Genomic DNA, 18,551 nt, shown 5'->3' with positions numbered 1-18,551 from the left:
ATACGTCAGGTAGATTCTGGAGGCAAGACATGACGACCGCAACCATCACCATCACCGGTCTTGTTGACGACGCTCAGTGCCATTGCTGCGGGCGGAAGCTGCGCTACGGCATCACCACTAGCGATCTGAGCGTCATCGGTGCCGACTGCTTAGTGTCGAAGGTCATTGTGAACCGGAAGCGCTGGAATACCGGCAAGCCGACCGCTTCGATGCTGCGGGACTTCGCTAAGGCTGCAACCGGTGTCGGTCCGATGCGCGGTCGCCTCCCCGCTCACGCTTTCCGTCTGGAGGTGGCGGCATGAGCATGACCTTCGTAGCCTTACGCAACGAGATCGATACGATCCGCTGCTACGCGTCCTTATTTCAGTCGGACGCGGGATTAGTCGCAGAGCTACTAGATCTGCGCGTTTTCCGAGACACTCATCCCGTCCCTCTCGCGACATCTGAAAAGTTAGCGCGTCGACCGAAATCTTCCCTCGTTCGACATATGGAAGCGCAACTGATTTTCGGAGATTTCTGCGATCGGGAATCGCGGCGGTTAGCAGAAAAGCTGAAGCTGCTGGAAGGCGGAACTTGGACCGCTGCTGACGCGGCCAGAGACGAGAATGAGCGCGCCCGCAATGAAGCAATTGGCCACAGAGCCGTTGAGGCGGAACGACAGTCAGCTTCTCCCCCCACCCCCCTAACCCCCGGAGCCGCAGCATGAGCGACAATCCGAAGCTGGCAGTCGGAGATCGGCTATGGCTGGTCGAGAAGCTGATCCGCGGAACGCGCGAGTCGGAAGTCGTCGTGACCAAGGCCGGCCGCAAATGGGCATCGATCGCCGATGCAGAACGCCCCTCATATGAGCGGCCTCGCATTGATTTGAGCGACCTCGTTTGCGATGGCGCGGGTTACACCTCGCCGGGGCGGTGCTTTCGGTCACAGGCGGAATATGAAGAACGCCTTCGATTGGCAGAGACTTGGGATGCGTTTCGGCAGCGCATATCCAGCCTGTACCGCCGCCCCAACCATGTGACACTTGCCGACATAGAAGCCGCTTCTGTCTCTCTCCGCCTATCAGGCCCCTCGGCATGAGCAAGCCGGACTTCATTCCGATGCACAAGCTGCCGTGCTGGCTATCGTCCGAGGACGTTAAGGCGGAAATATTCAAGCTCGCCAACGAAGGCGCTGACAAGGCGGTCTGCTGGGACTTGCTTCAGGCGATCTATCGACTCGTCGAAAAGCAGGAGTACCCGGCATGAGCGGGGGTGTGCCTGCGGGCGAACTGCTGCCGTGTCCATTTTGCGGCGGAGCAGATGGCCGCCTTGTCCAGTGCTTCACGCGCGCTTCGGACGACTTCGCGTTTTGGTCGGTCGAATGCCTCGATTGCGGGGCAGAGATTGCGGACGACGAAAGCCAAGAGGCTGCTGACCGTCACTGGAACACGCGCGCCACCCCCACCCCGCCGATCGAAGGCCGGGATGCGGACGTGGAGCGCCTACGGGAGGCGTTGCTTGGCATCGAGATCTACGGGACGGACACGCTTTTCGGCAATGCCGTGGGGCCGTCCGATCGCGAATGGATGCGTGATGGCGTTCGCGAAATGCGTAACCGTGCCCGCGCCGCCCTCCAAGCCCTCGGAGAACGGGGGTGAGCGGGGTCATCTATTGGGTCGGGATGATCCACATCATCATGTACGTCCTACTCGGCGGGTCGGCGCTAATCGTCTTCGCGCTAAACCGGGCCTACAAAAACCTCAGCGTCACAGGCCGCATCCTTCAAATGCACGCGAAGGTGTTGCGCGAAGAACGCCAACAGAAGGACCCCCGCCCATGACGGACGATCTTGTGGGGCGGCACCGTGCCGCGCTTATCGAAGCTGGCCGCGAGGCTGGCGCATTCCTTGCCGACGATGTGAGCGACGACTTCCTGCTCTACGTACCGGGCGAGGTCAAAGGCCGCATTGCCAAGCTGACCGCCTGCATCGAAGCGCTTGAGGCTGCGCTGCGCAATGTAGCTGCCCATGCCACGGGCGGCGCAATCCAGAACGGTCACACGCTCAGCATCAACGACATCTGCGTCCAAATCAGCGCGCATCATAACCGCATCTGGAACGCAGCCTTAGCCAAGGACCACCCCCATGCAGACTGACGCAGAGGTCGCGGCGAAGCTGACCGACAAGCAACGCGAAGTGATGCTGAACGCGACGCGCTGGATCACTGATGAGGTCGGCGTGTGGTTCGCGCCACCTATGACGATCCGGGCGCTGGCGAGGAAAGGCGTGTGCGACTTGAACGGCATGTTCCTGCCCCTCGGCCTCCGCGTCGCCCAGCACCTGAAACAGGAGAATAGCCATGGTTGATGCCTGCATGGCGTGCGGGAAGCCGACGCCGATCCATAAGCTGGACGCGAAGCCGTCGAGCCGCATCTTCACCGAAGCTGCACTGAACGCCGCCGCACTGGCAGGCGAGCAGTTCGAGTTCCTCGCCTGTGCGGCCTGCTATGGCCCCGGCTATGTCGAAGGACAACCCGCATGACCGACCCCCGCATGACCCCCACGAACGACGCGCCGGTGACGGTGGAGCCATTGGCGCTCCGTCTTGTGATAGCGCAGATAGCATCCTGCTCTTGTGGTACCAAAACGCACGAAGCTCGGTACCACGATCAGCGCTGTCTGTATCGCGTTCTACAGGATGCCCAGACAGAAATTGATCAGCTGACCGTATTGAACGACAAGTATTTCTGGCAGGTGCGAGACACATGCACTCGCGCCGAAAAGGCAGAAGCCGCCCTCGCCTCCGCGCCTGCCGGGGATGGGGATATGCTGCCCTGCCCTAATCCATGGTGCGACAGCGAAAGCCCACCATTCATGCACCGCATTGTCAGCCATCGTGAAGAGTGGGCCGTGTCATGCGGATGCGGGTTTCTAGGGCCGATACTTGATAGTCCTGAGCGAGCGGAGGCGGCATGGAATAGCCGTCGTGGTGCTGTAGCGCCTGCCGGGGATGGGGGAGGCGCGGACGAGGATGCTGCATTACTAGCGGATGCTAATAGCTGGTATTCGCAGGCGCAGCTTGAAGAAATTGAAAGCGCCGATGATGATTGGCTGACTGCGTACCAGCTTCTTGCAAAGGCGACAGGACTTAATGCTGATCGCCACGTCACCGCAAATGACCGCTTAATGGATCGCGATACGGTAAGCACCGAACACGCCCTTGAAGCGGTCGAAGCCGCCCTCGCCCGCCCGCGCGCAGCGGTGGGGGAGCGGGAGGCGGAAGAAGTGCGCCGCATCGTGCGGTGGATCGATCAGGCGATCGAGCGGGCGGAAAATCACCGCAACACCGAAGGCATATGGCTGTTCGCGAGCCAGTGGCAAACTGTCCGCGATATCCTCGCCCTACAATCCCCGCCCGCTACGGAGGCCGTATAATGTTCGGCGACCGCTGCTACGGCGAACCGCAATGCGGGCATTCGGTCAATTGGACCTGTCCTTGCACCTGTGGCGAAAGCCCCGACCAATACGAAACGCCACGCCGCGTAGTCGTGCCGGAGCCGCAGCCGAGCGAAGTGGATCGGCTCAAGGCGAAGATTGAGGGAATGGCCTGCTACGTCCAACACGACAACGGATGCGACGCGAACGACTTGGACTATCTCGACAAATCGCCATGCACTTGCGGTTTGCGGTCGTTCTACAACCCAAAGGGCCTGCAATCCCCGCCCGCGAAGGTGGAGGGGTGAGGGTCGAATTCCACCGTTCGACTGACGACCCGGAGAAGCTGGTGTTGCCGGGCATCGTCTATTGCCGAAAAGCCAACGACGTGCATTCTGTCCACGTTATCGCTCTGGGATGGTGGGACTATCATGTGTCGCTGTTCTGGAACCGGAGATTGCGAAAGCCATGACCGACCTGACCGACACCATCGCCTTGAACACCGCCATCGCGCGGCTACAGGACTTCATCGACACCTACCCGGACGGCGACATGCCGCTGACCAAGGACGATGTGCTGATGGTGATCGAGGCGGCCAAGCGTGGGGCTGGGGTGGTCGAGGTGAAGGGGATCAAGCAATGAATGACGCCGCTACTGTAGAGGCGCTGACCGAAGTCATCTTGAGCGAGTGCCGGCGCGACGAGCTTACGCCTGTCGATTACGGTGACGCGGAACAGATCGCTCGGGCAATATGCGCGCGGTTTTTAGTCGCGGAGTTGGCCACTCCCGCCAAATCCGTGTGAAGCCCATCCTCGCAAGCCGCCAGTTCTGGGCCGGGGTGGCGTTCGCGCTGGTCGGGCTGACGGTGGTCGTTGCTGTTAGCGGATGGTGGCTCGGCTAGCAGCAACGCGGGTTGGTGATACTCAGCTAATCAGTAAGGTAGCATACATGCTAAGCATCATAGGGATTATGGCATTTGCCACGCTGGCTACCGTCCCTGCGATCCTCGCCAACCGACGGATGCGCCTAGTTGCTAAGCGTGAACGTGACTTCTTTGCAGAAATTGCAAATTGCTGCGGGCCGGGCTTGATACCGGCTCTCGGCGACGGACCCGAAGGTGATGCGGCCCTTTCGCATCCTTAGCCATCTAGCCGCCTGCGCCGGAAGGCACGCGAGCGGTTCTCGATCTGCGGGGCTTCCGGCCCCCGGCACGTCCTTCCGTGCTGCCGCAGCATTTGCCGTCTTTCCGGCTGTCAGGCCCAGCTTCAATCACAGTCGGTCCGCAAGTCCCTCAAGCAATCGGTTCTGGTCACGTCTGCCGCCCCGTCCTCACCTTGCGCGTGTGGGACAGGCTCCGGGCCGCACAATCTATGACGAGTGATAGGGCGACCGCTACCCTTCTCGAAAACGCCGCCACCAGCAACGCGCATCAAAACTACCACACCCCGCCCCGTTGACAAAGCGGAACTTGCGGTTTTGGGCGAGTCGTGTAGGGTGGTGGGGCTGCGGCGGCGTGGATGGACACGCAGAGAAGGCGATCTCGCTCAAGCTGATAATGGCTCGACGCCGCCTACGGGGCCGAAAGGTTGACCCGGGGTGTTCGCATTCGAATAAGGCAGTAGAGCAGCCGGTATCAAGCCCGGCCCGCAGCACAGGGCGGCATTTGCGCCGGATAACCCCACGGGCTTCCTTCGGGTAGCAGGCGCGAAAGCGCTGGTGTCAGTGGCCGGGGGTGCCGCCCTACCCTGTTAATGTTGGCGATCCCAACAATTACCGCTTACCCGCCACCGCCACAATGATCGGCACGACCTTGGGTGCCAGCTTGCGGAACAGGCCCGGTGCCAGCAGGCTCGCGATCGCCAGCGCGGTTTCGGGGTTCTCCTTGGCGGCCTTTACCACCGAGCCGGCTGCTTTCTTCAGGTTGATTTTCATGTCACCCTCCTATGCCGTGACGTGCTTGACGGCCCACATGACCGCTTCTTCGGTCTTGGTCGCTGCGATCGACAGTTCGCGGCTCTTGCCCGTTTCGGCGATCAGCCGCAGCAGTTCGGCCCCTGCATCCTTGATCGCAACCATCTGCGCCTTCTCGGCGTCGGACAGCACTCGGTAGGTATGGCGAACGGCATTATTCGCGGTTCGGTCGTCGGATGCACTGTGTACGTGTTCGGTCATTTTGCTTCCTCCGTTGAAATTGGATCGTTCGGCGTGCCAGCGGGCCGTGACGACGGCAGGCGCATCAGGCCGATCAGCCCGCCCGTGACAGTGCCAATGCCGAACGCCTCCATCTTGCCGATGATGACCTCGCCGGTCAGCGACGCGATCGTCATGGACCCGAGCAGGACCACGACCAGCGCGCCCAGCGTCGCGAGATAGGCGACGAGCTGTTCGCGGGCGTTCACGCCTTCCAGCCATCATATTGCCGCAGCCCGTTCGTGCGGATGATGCTCTTGATCTTATCGGCATAGGTCGGGTCGGTGGCGTAGATACGCCCCATCGTCTCGATATAGGCGTCAAGGTCCGGAAGCTTTGCGCGGGCTGGCGCATAGACCGGAGCAGTCCCCAGCAGCTTCCCATGCTCAATGAAGGCGTGACCAAAGCTGTCGAACTTCCGGAACGGCGCGTCGATATAATACGCCTGCCCCTTCTTCGGACCCGACGTGTAGACCTCGCGGGTGCGAACGGTGACGGTCGGACCAGTCTCGTTCTTGCGCGCCTTCATGCCGAACGGATTATTCGACCCCGGCGGCATCGACTTGCCGTAGCCGCTTTCCAGCGCCCATTGGGCCAGGGACACCGACGCCGGCACGCCCAACTCCTGATCGGCCTCAATAGCGCCCTCGATGTGTTCCGTTGGGAATTTTGGATGGGGCGGCGGCGATTTTATCGCGTTCGGGAATGCCTTCTCCAGCGCCGCAATCGTGTTCGGCCCGACGATGCCGTCCGCAGCCAGCCCGGCGCGGCGCTGGAAGGTCTTGATAAAATCCTCGTGTTTCATTCCCCGGTTCCTTTCACAGCAGCGCCCGCAGCGACGATCCGCGCAGCCCGCACAGTCGCCTTCTCCGCCGATGCGCTCGCGTGCTGGCGGTCCCGCATTTCCCTGATGCGCACGACATGGGCAGCCGCGTCCTCCGGCTTGCTCTCGATCAGCAGCAACAGCGCCTCGAATGCCGCCGTCACATTATTGAGTTCATGCCGCAGGATGCCGATCTCAGCTTCGTACGATACCCGCTGCTCGTCAATTTTCGCTTCCAGCTTTTCGATCCGCGAGACGCGCCGATCCCCGATTGCCATCTTCGCCCTCGTCACCGCGTCGGAAATTGCCGGCCAGCCCTTGATGATCGCGATGCCGACCAGCGCGAACAGGCCCCAGATGCCGTATGCCCCCGGCGTCATTTCGCTGAGAAAGCGGGAAGCGACGCCTTCCACGGCAGCGACTGGCTCAGTGCCGTTCATTGGGGCCTCCTTCCTGCATTATCATTCTCCTGCCGGTGGAGCGACCGGGGGCGCGTCTTGGATCGGGGCGTTCTCCGGGGCGTTGCCGGGCTTGGAGAGGTCGACAGGCCGGTCATTCACCGGCATGGGCTGGCGGATCGGATACTCGGTCATGCGTTGATGCTCCCTCCGACGCGGAACCAACTCTCGCCGATGCAGACGAATTGCACCGCGCTGTTGCCTGGCAATGTCATCGCATCCTGCATTTCGATATTGCCGGTGACAGCGAATGTCGGGTTGCCGGCGGATACGAACGTGACTTGCCGTCCAGGGGAGGGTGCAATCGTCGTGATTGTGGCTGTACCGGTCAGGGTAAACACGTCGCCCTCGGTCGGGACAGTGATTGTCGACGCAGAAGCGATCGTTCCACCTACACCGCGCGCATTGGATACCAGACCGCTGTCGCCCAGATTGACGATCGACCCGCCCGGCACCTTGGCCGCGTTCCAGCGGACGGTTGCATCCAACTTCGCACCGATCGCAATGTCACCCAGCATATTTCCAGCCATCGTGTCGTCGATATTGAGGCGCGTGACCTTGTTCGACGCGCCGTCGTTCGTCTGGACAAGCCAGCCATAGCCGATGTTGCGCGTCACGATGTTGCCCGACGACGAAAGGTCGGACTGGTAGCCCACGCCGTCGTAGGTGCCCGCGCGCAGGCCGCCCTTGCTGTCGAACGAGCCGGTCCCGTTACCATCGACGACATTGTTCTTGATCGTGATCCGGCGCGTGCCTTGGCCCGCCTGTGAAGCGAAATTGGCTTCCTCGGTGAAGGTGCCGCCCCACCGCCCGTTGCGGCGAATGATGTTGTCGGTGATGGAGAGGTCGTAGCTGTCGAGACCCGCGCTCGTCTGGAACACGCCGTCCTGTTTGTTGTCTTCGATTAGGCAGCGGCTGACGCGCACACCACGATTGCCGCGCGTGATCGCGATCCCCGCGCCTCGGCTCGCCGACTGGTTGGCAATGCCGCCGTTATGCAGATGGCTGTCGACGATCTCCAACCCGCCCAAATCGCCATAGGCCTGCGCATTGTATTGCGCGGCGTTCCGAAGCTCGACGTCGCTTACCAGCACGCGGGACCATTTCCCGCTCGGGTTGCCGCCGGTAGCGTTCAAAACGCTCAGCGGCGTCATGAACGTGTCGTCTTCGACCGCAGTTACCTGCTCTTTGCCGCCGTCGATCGTCAGCCGGCTGACCGATCCGCCGTCCGTGTGCAGGAAAGTGATGCCATTCGCCTCCGACCCGCCCGTCAGCTGGATGATGCTGTTGCCGCGACCGGTCCCGCTAATGTCGCAATCAGGCGCAGTGACGAGGAAGAATGAGCCGAACGGAAATTGCTGGCCAGGGGTGTATCGCCACGGATTACCGATGATCCGGCACCCGTCCAGCAGGATCGCCATGCGCGGGATGTTGACGAGGATCCGGCCATCGACCCGGAAGTCCGCACGCGGGAAAACGAGCTGCGATCCGGCGGTCAGATTTGCGAAAGCCTGGATGGCGCTGTTGATGGCTGCGCTATCGTCTGTAACGCCGTCGCCCTTCGCGCCGAAGTCGAAGACGCTGACGGTTTCGCGGGCTTTCGCTTGGGCAGTCCGATCAACGGCTCCAGCCCCCTCTGCGCGAAAGCCGACCAGCGCCGATCCGCCACCATCGGCGAGGTCCGCAATGGCCGTATCGCCGATCGGATCGACGTCACGGATCGGTGCCCCGGCAGCATCGGCGACGATGACCCGGTAGCGCACCTGTGGGTCAAGATAGATAGGGACGAATCGTCCCGCAGCATCCGCCGGAACAGGCGATTGCAACTCAGTCGTCAGCGCGGCATCCGCATACACCTTCGCAGGCGTCGTCGTGCCGCTGACGTAAAAGAACAGCTTTGCCCCGCTGATCGCGTTTGCGTTCGCATCAAGCGTCTGCTGGAACGGGGGCGTGAAGAGCTGAGCCATGGAGCCTTGCCGGTGCAGGACCACTCTTAGGCGGTCGGGACAATGCCACTCTTGGCAAGGCGCTCAATGGTGTAGCGATAGCAGAATCGTTCTGGTATGGGAAGGGTATGCGACCAACCCAAATGGCGGCAGTATTTGCCGTATCCACCCTTACGACGACAGCCTGCGTCAGCACGCAAATGCGTCAATATGTGGGGCAGGATCTGGCAGAAGTTATCTTGAGATACGGGCAGCCGTTTGCAGCAATCGACCTTCCCGACGGGAGGCGCGCGTTTCAGTTTTCTTATGGGGGTGGCGCAGTCCCGATCGCCGGAAACCTCACGACTACGGCCACCGTACTCGGGCCCACAGCAACTATTGAGCAGACCGGCATGCCCGCCCGTATGGCGCAAGTTCAGCCTTGCGCACTGACGTTCATCGCCTCGCGTTCTGGTGAACGATGGACGGTGACAGAGACACGTGTGCCCAAGAACCTCGTATGTTAAGGGGCCTTCTGTCGCTCGCGCGGGGCGAGCGCGCCGCCGATATTGCGCCCGGCCTGCCCGGCAACACGCCCAACACGACGGAACTCCTGCCGGCCGACGACACGCTGACGGGCCTGCGCCCGTTGAGCCGCACGCAGCAGCTCGCGGAGGACCGCAGGATCCGTCTCAGTAAGCAGCGCAGAGATGCTCTCGCGCGTTGCTTTTCCAGCCTCCCCAGCGCCGAAACGCTCCACGTCACGGAGCTTCTGCAAGCCCGTCACGAGAGCCTGCCAAGGACCTTCCTTGGCTCCCCGCAGACCAGCGTCGACCGCCGTCTCAAGTAGGCCGGTATCGCCGGTCTGAGCATCGTCCGCCAACCGCCCGGCGGTTTCCGAGCCAGTCGCTACCGACCGATACGTGCGGTTCATTGCCGCCTCGTCCTGCAAGGTTGCAACGAACCGATCGAACTGTGCTTCGCCGCCGAACAGCTGCTGTAGCACGCGGCGCTTCTTCGGTGTGCCGATCAGGGCCGACACCTTGTCGGCGCCATCAACTCGTCTCTCCAGTAGCTCGACCATCGCCTTCCGCACGCCAGCGCGGTACATCTGGCGCTCACTATCTCCCGCCAGTCCGGCAACCTGCGCTGCCACGTCATCGGGCGACATGTTCAGTGCACCGGACCCGCTTTCGAGGGCATCGCGCATGCGGGCTGGGCCGGCATAGGCCGAACGAGCGGCAGCATAAGCAGGGTTAGCGCGGTCGACACGGTTGATGAACGCCCGAAGGGTATTGTTCACGGCCCGACCTTCCGTGTCGAGGTTCAGCCTGCCGGTCGTGCCGTCGCGGTACGTCTCGACAACATCGTCCATGCCGCGCTTCATATAGTCGAGCGTTTGCCACGACAGGCCACGTTCCCGCGCGGCCTCGCCTTCTATGGGCGCAGAGCGCAAGGCGCTGGTGGCATCGCGCAACTGCTGTCGTGCATCTTCAACGCCACGTTGCGCCTTTGCCACGTTGCCATTCGGCGCGGTTCTCGCTGCTCGCAACGCCTCTTGCGCGCCGTCAAGCGCCGACCGCGCACCAGCGACAGCTTCACGCTGCGCTGTCGGTGATCCATTGAGAACAACCCGCCCGTCCTGACCGATGATGAAACCCAACGAAGCAGGGTCGCGCCCTTCTTCCTGCGCAATACGCGCTGCACGCGCCAACGCCCGTTGCATCGACGGACGTTGCATCAGATCATCAATCTTGACCGACGACGCCTGGCCCACCGCATCTGCGCCGCTGTAGAATCGATCGTATTCGGGGGCGGCGCGCTGGCGGGCTTGGGACAAAAGATCGTCACTCAGCTCGCGGATAACCGGCGTGTCACCAAGATCCCGGCGAACGGCGCCCGCTATGCGTTCTTCCTGCGCCTGCTGGCGAGGAATGACCGCCTCTCGTGCGAGGGTCCGAGAACCGCCAGGCTGCCGAGATACCGAGCCAAGCAACCCCCGCGCGTTATCGCCAGTATCTGCGATCGCCAAGGGTGAACCGCGGGAAGCGGCATCGTCCAGAATTGCGCCAACGGCGCGAGGGTTGTTGCCATCTGCCGTGATCGCATCGCCAACTACGCGACGCGCCAAGTCAGGATCGCGGCCTAGTAGCCGGCTCAAACCATCAGTGCGATTGCGGATGAGTGCCCCGCCAACGGGCAATGCCGAGCCCAGCACGCCGCCGGCAACGCCGCCCAATGTGGCGCCGGTCAAACTGCCCTCGGTGCCTTGGCCGTAACCATAGCCGGCAAGTGCGCCTTGAAGCGTGCCCACCTTCCCCGCCTCGGCAACTCGTGCCACCAAGCCGGGAGTGGCAATGGCACGCGATGCGCCGAGCCCGCCGGTCGCAAGGCCGCCAGCGAGTTCAGCAGCGGTTCCAGCCCACCCAAGGCGCTTGCGCGCGTCTTCGTCATTGATGCGAGTGGCGTCGCGGCCGATTGCGTAATTGCGACTCGTGTCCAGATCTCCAGATAGCAACCCGACACCGGCATTCACCGCACCATTGATTTCATCGCTCAGGCCGAACGTGCCGCCCTGCATAAACAGACGCTGCGTGTCGCCCGACGCATCCAATGCCGCCAGGTTCTCAGCTTCCGTCTGGACGCTTTTATCGATGTTTCCGTAATTGACCTGGCTAAACGACCCGCCCTTCGCCGCAATTTCTGCGCCGCGCTGCGCATCCTCAATGGGCAGCTCGCCGACGCCGTAGCTGTCGTACCGTGCCTTCAAAGCTTCCGGCGACGGGCGCATGCGGAAGAACTGGTCGAAGTCGGCTTCCTGTTCCGGCGTGAGGCGCGGGCCACGCGCAACGGGCGCATCCGGCAGATTAAACCCGATGTCACCAGTGCCGTCGGGAGTCGTCTGGCGCTTCGCCTGCTCGGCCGGCTGCAACGCAGGACCGATCAGGGCGTCGATCGCATCCTGACCATACCCACTCTTGATGAGATAGTCGCGATATCGGGTTAGCGCAGTGCGCGCGATATCCGCGCGACGCTTGATGTTCTCGCGCGCTACGCTCGGCGCCATATCCGGCTTGATAGTCGTGGCCGCGTACGCTTCCTTCTCACCCGCCGTCAGCGAAGCGCCGAACAGCGCGTTGCGCGTGAGATTGTCTGCCGACCTGAAATCCGCCCACCATTCGCGCTGCCCCGGGGTTCCTACACCCGTGTACTGCTGAGCGAAGTTCTCCAATCCTGCGCCGGCACCAAGATAGTCGTCGTTGAAGCCAGCAATGGCGCGGTTCAGCGATGATACCTGATCGACCGCGGACCGCAGTTCGGTTTCCTTGTTGCCTGGCAGGCGTAGGGCATTGACCGTGGCACGTTCTGCCGCTCGAGCATTCCGCTCGGCAATGGTGTTGGCGCGCTCATCCTGCGCGGTTTGACGCTCTTGCGTGCGATTGAACTGCTCACGCTGCATCACCTGATCTTCGACCGCACGCTGCTCTCGAGCCATGTCGAACGGGTCCAGCGGCTTAGGCGCGCCATAAATGCGCGCGGGCGCCTGCCCAGCTGGCGGGGCGATCGGAGCATCAAACTGGTCGAAGGGGTTGGCCTGCTGCTGCATCATCGCGCTCCTGCCGCGCCACGGCGGCCGTAATAGGGGAGGTTCGCACCCGGTAGGGTGACGTGGATATGATCACCCTCGTCGAGAAGGCGAGCGCGGGGACCGTAGTAGGCGCGAAGAGCGCTCATCGAAGCACCAGCATGGTCGACCCCTTGGCCGCTCAAATGATAGCTGGTGCGCTTACCGCCCACGGCCGCGTTTCCTTCCGCCGTTCGCCGCATCGACGTTACTCGTCCCGGCCCCTTCATCGGATCAGGGAAAGGTAGCCGGCGCACCCGGCGCCGGACCTCCCAGCACCCGCGCCGCCGAGCCCGCCCCATACTTCTGGTCGAATTCCGCCGCTAAATTGGGATTCTGCCGAAGGAAGTCGATGGCTCCAGACGCCGGTGTTGCCGGAGCGACCGACGTTGCCGAGGCAGGGCCTGTTGCTACCGGGCTCCCACCGCGCGAATACGGATTCACGTCCTCAAGATATCCACCCTGAGGCACGGACGTGTACTTCGGCTGTCGCGCCTCCACGACGCCCTTTGACATACCCGTCTGATCCAGCACAGCGTTCAGCGACTGCTCGCTGTATCGGCCGCGGTACTGCGCCATCTCCGGGAACCGCTGCGACAACCCCTCCACCGCGCTATCCCATGCCTGCGGGCGCTGATCGGGCGGCAAGAGCGAGATACGATAGGCAGCCTGCCCGATCGCGCCCATCTCCTCGTCCATCTTCTTGCGCTGCACTCCGTCGAACCTTGAGGCCATCTCGGGATCGAGCCCCCAAAGCTGCTGCTGTGCCGCCTTGTCGCCGCCTGCTGCCTGCTGTGCAATCTGGCCGATCTGCGTCGTGCGCTCCTGCGCGATACGCTGATCCCGCACCCGCAAACCCAACTGCGGCATATATGCCACCAAGGCATTTTCGGCGTTTGGATCGCCGGGGTTCTGGGCATAAGCGGCAAGCGCGTTTTCGCTCTCGACCTGGCGCCGCTGCTCGCGGCCCTGTTGGATGCCCGCTTGTAGCATGCCTCCGACGTTCGGCGTCTGGAGCAGGGACCAATCAATCGCCATTCTGTGCCTCCAGTTCGGCAATGCGCTGTTTGATCGCCTCGACATTCGCAGCGAAGCCGGGACGATCCTGCCGAGCCGCCAGCTTCTCGCGAAGAGCCGCCAATTCCTGTTCCCGGTTCATCAGTAGATCGCCCCGCTGCCAGCGATGCCGTATGGGTTGCGGCCAGCTCCACCGTAGGACGACAGAGCGCCGATCGCGTTGCCGGTAATGCCCGCAAGGCTGCCGATCAGGTTGTTGTTGACCCCTGCTTGAGCGAGCGCGCCGTTCGCAGCATTGTTGCCGTTGTTGGCGGCTATCGCCGCAGCGTTGTTGGCAAAATTCGTACCAACCCCGGCCAAAGCGTTGCCCGCTGAGAGCCCGACCTGCTGTTGCCCCGAAAGCTGAGCGAGGTAATTGCCGAACTCTTGGCTACCGGCATTCTGCCCGAACTGGATCGCAGCCTTCTGAGCCGCACCGCTGTTCAGCAAGCCGGCACCGGCATACTGATTGTTGAGCGACTTCATGCCCTCGCCAAGACGGAACTGATAGCCGGTGCTGTTCTGGTAGTTCTGAAACGCCTGCTGGAATGGCGACGACGCCTGCCCGTCGGCCGGCATGACCTGACCCAGCGCAGCGGGATTGTCCGGCGATAGCTGGCCGTAGCCCATGCTGTTGGCCGTGCCGCCGCCATTCAGCCTTAGCAGCGCACCGATCGCGTTGTTGGCCGCATAGCCCTGCTGAACGTAAGGGTTCAGGATACCCCTATTCTCGTCGCGGGCTTCGCGCTGGAACTGGAGGCCCTGCTGCGCGGCGATAGCGCTTTGATCCGCGCCGTACTTGATCGATTTCGACGAGCTTTTCGCTGCCACGGCTGACCCGCCAGCGGCGATAAGCGATCCACCGATAATTGCCGCAGCTGTGCCGATAGCCATGCCTACGCCCCGAAGACCTTGAGGAAATTGCGGTCCGAGGCGCGATAGCCGCGCCGCTCATACAACTTCGATGCCGCCTCGAAGTTAAGAGCCTCAACGGTGCTCATCATCCAGCTATCAGCACCAAGCTCGCGGGCTTTGGCTTCAAGGGCAACAAGCAGCGCGATACCCTTACCACGCTTGCCCGGATCAACCCACCAAAAAAGCTCTTGCCCGGTCGTGTGCTGCGCGTTGAACATCGCCGGGTAAATCATGCCGCCCGCGGCACCCCCGTCAGTGACCAAGAGGATTCCGGTTGGGCTGTCGATCAGATGCGCGAACAGCCGTTCCATGGTGGCCTCGTCATACCCAACCGTCTCCCCAAGCCGCAGCTTAGCGGCGAATGCCCGACCCATCCGCAGCAATTCCGGAATGTCGGTGGGCGTGGCGTCGCGGATCATACCGTTGATACCTCTTCGCGCTCTTGCCGATACCAGGGCGGGTAGCTGGGCTGCCCTTCGCTGGAACCGCCGCTTGTCGCAGGCACCGTCACCGACCCAACCTGATGGCGATAGGGATTGGACAGCGTGGCTACCGATTCCGCTTGAGCGAGTGTGCCGACATAGGCCACCGCCCCGCCGGAAAGCGTTTCGTCGTCGTAATAGACGAACACGGTCTCCCCAGGCGTTGGCCAAGGGATCGCCCCGGCGGTGACCGGGACGTCCTGAATGGGGTCGAGATAGTGTCGTTGGTGCGGGGCGATGGCGATCGTGCTGGACGTGCCGGCGGTAGACGCGGTGACGGCACCCGGATCGGCATAGCTATCGCGGACGCGGGTAAAGGTGTCGTTCGCCTGCTTCTGCGCCGCCACTTCACTTTGCGCCTGTTCCGCGGCGACCTGCGCAGCACCCGCCGCGCGCTGGGTCGCAAGCAGGATGTCCACAATATTGCGTAGGTCAATCTGTCCCGTCGCCAGCGCTCGGATCGCACCTTCGATCTGTTCGACGTTCTGTTGGTACGATTGCTGGAACTGCGCCGTCGGCTGCCCCTGTGGCGTTACCATGCTCTCCGATGCACGCAGCCGATTGAGCTTCTTGTCCTTGAGGCCATAGATGGCAAGAGCGTAATCCGTCGACAGGGCGACAGCACCCGACATAAGGCCTAGATGCGCGCCGCCAATTGCCAGCACCGACGGTGCGAACGCCACGCCGCCGCCTGTCAATCCAACGGAGGCGGGATCGACGATCATCCGACCGTGATCGCTGCCGCCGGGTCAAAATCGACGACGAACGGCTGACTGGCGGGGAGGCTGTAGGACAGCCCGTAGTCGGCGTACCCGATCAGCAGTTTGTCGGTCGAGCTGTCGTTATAGAGAACGGCATATCGGAACGGCCCCATGGCACCGCCTGACGCGGTGAACGTCACATCGCCCAGCCCGACCTTGAACGATGCTCCGTCGATCGCGCTGGCCGAAACCGTCACCGGCAAGCCGCCGGCTGTGTAACCATTTGTCGCAGCGATCTGCGTGACGTCCGCAAGCTTAGCCTTCACCGGCGTCATAGGATCATTCGTCAGCGCCACCTTGAGAGCGTCGGTGGTCAGCTTGTGCAGCCCCTTGGCGAGACTTTCGGCCAGCGTATTTACGAATACCAGCGATGCCATTAGCGCCCCCTGCCCCCAGCCTGTTCATTGATAGCAACCGCAGCCGCTGTGAACGGCACTGGATCGGTCACACGGAATTCGAATAGCCCGCCTGGCGCGTCAAACTGGCCGTTGCGCCGCCACTCGATCAGCGTGCGGTATTTGCCCTGCTGGCCGAGCGCGGTTTGGCGCCACGCGCCCCATGTCGCGCCTCGGTCGCGGGACGACCGCATTTCCACCACCGGATCTGAGGCATAGCCTGAAAGGTCAGGCGTCCGGCCGGCGTTGGTCGTCAGCCGCAGGTTGTGCGATGTGACCGAGCCGCCAGAGAGCGGGAAGCCGGCGCGGAACCGCCGTTCCAACACGCCGCCGTTATCCGAATGGCCTGCGCCGAAAGCCCAAAGCGTGCCGTTGGCGGCATCACCGAATAGCCCGCCGCGCCCTGTTTGTACGGTCCAGTTGGACAAACCGGCGCTTGTGAACTCGCACCATTGCCGGGTCGCGGCGTCGAACAGCCATGTGCCCTGCGACAGACGCAGCACAAGGAATTCGTGACCTTCGAATGTGAACGACCAAAGCGCATAGCTGGCCGACTTCGACAGCTTCTCTTCGATCCCCACGTCGGACACGCCCGTCGGCACGTTCGCCGCGACATAGACCCGTAGCGACGGCTTCGCTGGCGGAACCACGCTCTCAACCGCGCCGATGAAGGCGAACGTATTGTCATAGGCGATGGCGCAGCCGGGCGTGATGGCCCCTTTGTCAAACACCTTGCCCTGCGTCGGCGCGAACGGGATCGTCGCATCCCCGGTGCGTGGCCAGAACTCGATCGATCGCGACCCGATCAGGACCAGAACGTCATCGACGATCACGACATCGACTAGACGATCGGGCTCATTCTCTGCGTTGGCAAAGTCGAACCCATCCCACGACCGACCGTCAAGCACCTTGGAGAAATGCCACTGCTGCGTACCCTCGCGCAGGGCGATGAAGTAGCCTGCGATATAGGCGACACGCACGACGTTGGCGTTGTCAGGGAACGCGACAGTCGCCAGCCCCGCCGCCTTGTAGCTGTGGATCGTCGTGCCAGCGTTCACTAGCAGCTCGAGCGGTGAAGCTGCAAACGACACCGCGCCCGTGCCGCCGATGGTCCCTAGCGCCGCGGCGTCACGGTACAGCGTCGAGCCCGAAACCACGAACATCGCCCCGCCGAACACACCGTCGGCTTGATACATGCCCCGTATCGGGCCCGAACCAACGGCCAGAGCCGGCACCAACCCGGGGCGCGATTGCAGAACGACTGACCCCTCTTCCGTCGGAGCGTTCTCGGCGAACATGTTGATGACGGGCAGTTCTGGCAGATCGCCACGCTGGCGGGCATAGGCGCCGATGCCGAAGGGCAGCTTAGGCATAGCGGTCGCTACCCATGATGTAGCTTTCCGGTCGATCGTCATCCAGCATCGCGCGCCGCGTCTCTTGGGCGCGGGCAATCAGTTCGTCCGGCGCCGGCTGTCCGAACATGCCCGACATGCGGAGCGCCAGATTGGTCCATACCGCCTCGAGGTACCGCTCCGGCACATCGATCGTGTTGGAGGCGTCCGATACCGCCACCGGTCGACGCTGATAGTCATACTCGATGACCGCGACCGTCGACGGCACCGGCCACAGCAGCAGCGACACGCTGTCGATATTGTAGAATGACGCGAACGCAATCGGCCGCCCGCGCTGCGCCCGGTTCGGCAGCGCGCGGTAATCGTCTGCCTCCCACCGGGTCAGCGTGCGATTGTAGCCCGGCTCGACGATCCGCGCCGTAATGACCGTTCCGACCTCAGCCGGCAGGACAATTTCGCCAGCCCCGATCGCTACGGTCAGCGTGCCCGTCTCATCGCGCCAGCCTGATCCCGTCGACTGCCACGTCTGCAACATGCTCGAAAGCTTGGTCAGGCCGTCGGCCAGTTCGTCCGCTTCCGGTTGCGTGCCCGATGGCAAAACCGCAAGCTCGCGCATGGCCATGACCACAATATCACGGGCAGTCATCGCCATCTACAGGTCCTCCGGGCGAATATCGTTCACCCCTGGCACGATGAAAGTCGGCGCTGTTTCAGGCGCAGCGTTGGGCTTCGGGGCGCCCTCGCCTGCCGGAATGCGCGGCGGCGTCAGTTCCTCGGGCTTCGGGTCCCAGCAGGACCCACAGACGCGCAGCCCGGTCCACTCTTTGCGAAGGTCGCGCAGGTTTTTCTTGAACCCGCAGCGTTGGCACTCGCCTTTCGTGTAGGGGGACCACTGCATAGCGCGCCTACAGGTCGTAACGGGCCACGGTCGCCCCGTGCCGGTTCATGACGAATACGCAGGGGCGGCAAACGTCTGCCGTGCTTCCCGATCGCGACGATGGAATCAGATGACGAACGCCTTCCGGGGTTTCGTCAATGCGGATCCCGGCGTTCGCGAAGCCATCGGCGTCGCCGCGATCGGGAATATGGCGGACAGTCTCTGCGCTGTAGAGCGTTTCCGAGCCGTCGCTGTCGCGGTGCATTACGGTCAACATTCTT

27 protein-coding genes are annotated in these 18,551 nt (G+C 62.7%); 10 read left to right on the top strand and 17 right to left on the bottom strand.

Annotation, left to right across the window (positions count from 1 at the left end; all coding sequences use genetic code 11):
- Positions 1-29 precede the first annotated feature (29 nt).
- From ASE83_RS14005 to ASE83_RS18600, 10 genes are all read left to right on the top strand, one after another.
- Positions 30-302 carry a hypothetical protein gene (locus ASE83_RS14005; RefSeq protein WP_055791401.1) on the top strand — a complete coding sequence of 91 codons (273 nt, stop codon included), beginning with the start codon at positions 30-32 and terminating at the stop codon, positions 300-302.
- 400 nt (positions 303-702) lie between these two features.
- The gene (locus tag ASE83_RS18620) at positions 703-1,077 is read left to right on the top strand and encodes a beta barrel domain-containing protein (protein ID WP_156353185.1); all 375 of its coding nucleotides are present in this window, start codon (positions 703-705) and stop codon (positions 1,075-1,077) included.
- The gene (locus ASE83_RS18615) at positions 1,074-1,244 is read left to right on the top strand and encodes a hypothetical protein (RefSeq protein WP_156353183.1); all 171 of its coding nucleotides are present in this window, start codon (positions 1,074-1,076) and stop codon (positions 1,242-1,244) included. Before ASE83_RS18620 ends, ASE83_RS18615 begins: the two co-directional genes overlap by 4 nt.
- Positions 1,241-1,636: a Lar family restriction alleviation protein gene (locus tag ASE83_RS14000; protein WP_055791398.1), complete on the top strand. Its 396-nt coding sequence runs from the start codon at positions 1,241-1,243 to the stop codon at positions 1,634-1,636. Before ASE83_RS18615 ends, ASE83_RS14000 begins: the two co-directional genes overlap by 4 nt.
- 178 nt (positions 1,637-1,814) lie before the next feature.
- Positions 1,815-2,132, top strand: coding sequence for a hypothetical protein (locus tag ASE83_RS13995; RefSeq protein ID WP_055791395.1), 318 nt, complete (start codon positions 1,815-1,817; stop codon positions 2,130-2,132).
- The gene (locus tag ASE83_RS13990; RefSeq protein ID WP_055791392.1) at positions 2,122-2,343 is read left to right on the top strand and encodes a hypothetical protein; all 222 of its coding nucleotides are present in this window, start codon (positions 2,122-2,124) and stop codon (positions 2,341-2,343) included. The genes ASE83_RS13995 and ASE83_RS13990 overlap by 11 nt, the downstream gene beginning before the upstream one ends.
- On the top strand, positions 2,336-2,518 hold the full coding sequence (locus ASE83_RS18610; protein ID WP_156353181.1) for a hypothetical protein: 183 nt from the start codon (positions 2,336-2,338) through the stop codon (positions 2,516-2,518). The genes ASE83_RS13990 and ASE83_RS18610 overlap by 8 nt, the downstream gene beginning before the upstream one ends.
- Complete coding sequence (locus ASE83_RS18605) at positions 2,515-3,411, top strand: hypothetical protein (protein WP_156353179.1); 897 nt, start codon at positions 2,515-2,517, stop codon at positions 3,409-3,411. The genes ASE83_RS18610 and ASE83_RS18605 overlap by 4 nt, the downstream gene beginning before the upstream one ends.
- Positions 3,411-3,719 carry a hypothetical protein gene (locus tag ASE83_RS13980; RefSeq protein WP_055791386.1) on the top strand — a complete coding sequence of 103 codons (309 nt, stop codon included), beginning with the start codon at positions 3,411-3,413 and terminating at the stop codon, positions 3,717-3,719. Before ASE83_RS18605 ends, ASE83_RS13980 begins: the two co-directional genes overlap by 1 nt.
- A 160-nt stretch (positions 3,720-3,879) precedes the next feature.
- A complete protein-coding gene (locus ASE83_RS18600) occupies positions 3,880-4,053 on the top strand; it encodes a hypothetical protein (RefSeq protein WP_156353177.1) in 174 nt (57 codons plus the stop codon).
- 1,128 nt (positions 4,054-5,181) lie between these two features.
- Here ASE83_RS18600 and ASE83_RS18595 read toward each other — a convergent pair.
- The 17 genes from ASE83_RS18595 to ASE83_RS13910 form a co-directional block, all read right to left on the bottom strand.
- On the bottom strand, positions 5,182-5,343 hold the full coding sequence (locus ASE83_RS18595) for a hypothetical protein (protein ID WP_156353175.1): 162 nt from the start codon (positions 5,341-5,343) through the stop codon (positions 5,182-5,184).
- 9 nt (positions 5,344-5,352) lie between these two features.
- Entirely contained in the window at positions 5,353-5,583 is a 231-nt protein-coding gene (locus ASE83_RS13975; protein ID WP_055791382.1) for an Acb2/Tad1 domain-containing protein, read from the bottom strand.
- Positions 5,580-5,810 (bottom strand): hypothetical protein, encoded by a 231-nt coding sequence (locus ASE83_RS13970; protein ID WP_055791378.1) that lies wholly within the window; start codon positions 5,808-5,810, stop codon positions 5,580-5,582. Before ASE83_RS13970 ends, ASE83_RS13975 begins: the two co-directional genes overlap by 4 nt.
- The gene (locus tag ASE83_RS13965; RefSeq protein ID WP_055791375.1) at positions 5,807-6,406 is read right to left on the bottom strand and encodes a glycoside hydrolase family 73 protein; all 600 of its coding nucleotides are present in this window, start codon (positions 6,404-6,406) and stop codon (positions 5,807-5,809) included. The genes ASE83_RS13970 and ASE83_RS13965 overlap by 4 nt, the downstream gene beginning before the upstream one ends.
- Complete coding sequence (locus tag ASE83_RS13960) at positions 6,403-6,864, bottom strand: hypothetical protein (RefSeq protein ID WP_156353173.1); 462 nt, start codon at positions 6,862-6,864, stop codon at positions 6,403-6,405. The genes ASE83_RS13965 and ASE83_RS13960 overlap by 4 nt, the downstream gene beginning before the upstream one ends.
- A 21-nt stretch (positions 6,865-6,885) precedes the next feature.
- Positions 6,886-7,017, bottom strand: a complete 132-nt coding sequence (locus ASE83_RS19045; protein WP_268794980.1) for a hypothetical protein — start codon at positions 7,015-7,017, stop codon at positions 6,886-6,888.
- Positions 7,014-8,849 (bottom strand): right-handed parallel beta-helix repeat-containing protein, encoded by a 1,836-nt coding sequence (locus tag ASE83_RS13955; RefSeq protein ID WP_055791369.1) that lies wholly within the window; start codon positions 8,847-8,849, stop codon positions 7,014-7,016. The genes ASE83_RS19045 and ASE83_RS13955 overlap by 4 nt, the downstream gene beginning before the upstream one ends.
- 481 nt (positions 8,850-9,330) lie before the next feature.
- Positions 9,331-12,414 carry a hypothetical protein gene (locus tag ASE83_RS13950; RefSeq protein WP_156360201.1) on the bottom strand — a complete coding sequence of 1,028 codons (3,084 nt, stop codon included), beginning with the start codon at positions 12,412-12,414 and terminating at the stop codon, positions 9,331-9,333.
- Between the two features lie 252 nt (positions 12,415-12,666).
- Positions 12,667-13,470 carry a hypothetical protein gene (locus ASE83_RS13945; RefSeq protein WP_055791363.1) on the bottom strand — a complete coding sequence of 268 codons (804 nt, stop codon included), beginning with the start codon at positions 13,468-13,470 and terminating at the stop codon, positions 12,667-12,669.
- Complete coding sequence (locus ASE83_RS19040; protein ID WP_268794979.1) at positions 13,460-13,591, bottom strand: hypothetical protein; 132 nt, start codon at positions 13,589-13,591, stop codon at positions 13,460-13,462. The genes ASE83_RS13945 and ASE83_RS19040 overlap by 11 nt, the downstream gene beginning before the upstream one ends.
- Positions 13,591-14,382, bottom strand: coding sequence for a hypothetical protein (locus ASE83_RS13940; protein WP_156353171.1), 792 nt, complete (start codon positions 14,380-14,382; stop codon positions 13,591-13,593). The genes ASE83_RS19040 and ASE83_RS13940 overlap by 1 nt, the downstream gene beginning before the upstream one ends.
- Before the next feature lie 2 nt (positions 14,383-14,384).
- A complete protein-coding gene (locus ASE83_RS13935; protein ID WP_055791356.1) occupies positions 14,385-14,822 on the bottom strand; it encodes a GNAT family N-acetyltransferase in 438 nt (145 codons plus the stop codon).
- The gene (locus ASE83_RS13930) at positions 14,819-15,610 is read right to left on the bottom strand and encodes a hypothetical protein (RefSeq protein ID WP_055791352.1); all 792 of its coding nucleotides are present in this window, start codon (positions 15,608-15,610) and stop codon (positions 14,819-14,821) included. The genes ASE83_RS13935 and ASE83_RS13930 overlap by 4 nt, the downstream gene beginning before the upstream one ends.
- The gene (locus ASE83_RS13925; protein ID WP_055791349.1) at positions 15,607-16,023 is read right to left on the bottom strand and encodes a hypothetical protein; all 417 of its coding nucleotides are present in this window, start codon (positions 16,021-16,023) and stop codon (positions 15,607-15,609) included. Before ASE83_RS13925 ends, ASE83_RS13930 begins: the two co-directional genes overlap by 4 nt.
- On the bottom strand, positions 16,023-17,456 hold the full coding sequence (locus tag ASE83_RS13920; protein WP_082443353.1) for a packaged DNA stabilization protein: 1,434 nt from the start codon (positions 17,454-17,456) through the stop codon (positions 16,023-16,025). Before ASE83_RS13920 ends, ASE83_RS13925 begins: the two co-directional genes overlap by 1 nt.
- Positions 17,407-18,045: a phage adaptor protein gene (locus ASE83_RS13915; RefSeq protein ID WP_055899667.1), complete on the bottom strand. Its 639-nt coding sequence runs from the start codon at positions 18,043-18,045 to the stop codon at positions 17,407-17,409. Before ASE83_RS13915 ends, ASE83_RS13920 begins: the two co-directional genes overlap by 50 nt.
- Positions 18,046-18,298: 253 nt before the next feature.
- Entirely contained in the window at positions 18,299-18,547 is a 249-nt protein-coding gene (locus ASE83_RS13910) for a hypothetical protein (RefSeq protein ID WP_156353167.1), read from the bottom strand.
- Positions 18,548-18,551 lie beyond the last annotated feature (4 nt).

Source organism: Sphingomonas sp. Leaf32 (assembly GCF_001421765.1).
GTDB lineage: Bacteria > Pseudomonadota > Alphaproteobacteria > Sphingomonadales > Sphingomonadaceae > Sphingomonas.
Note: the sequence above shows the minus strand (reverse complement) of the source record. Positions and strands in the feature narration are given on the sequence as shown.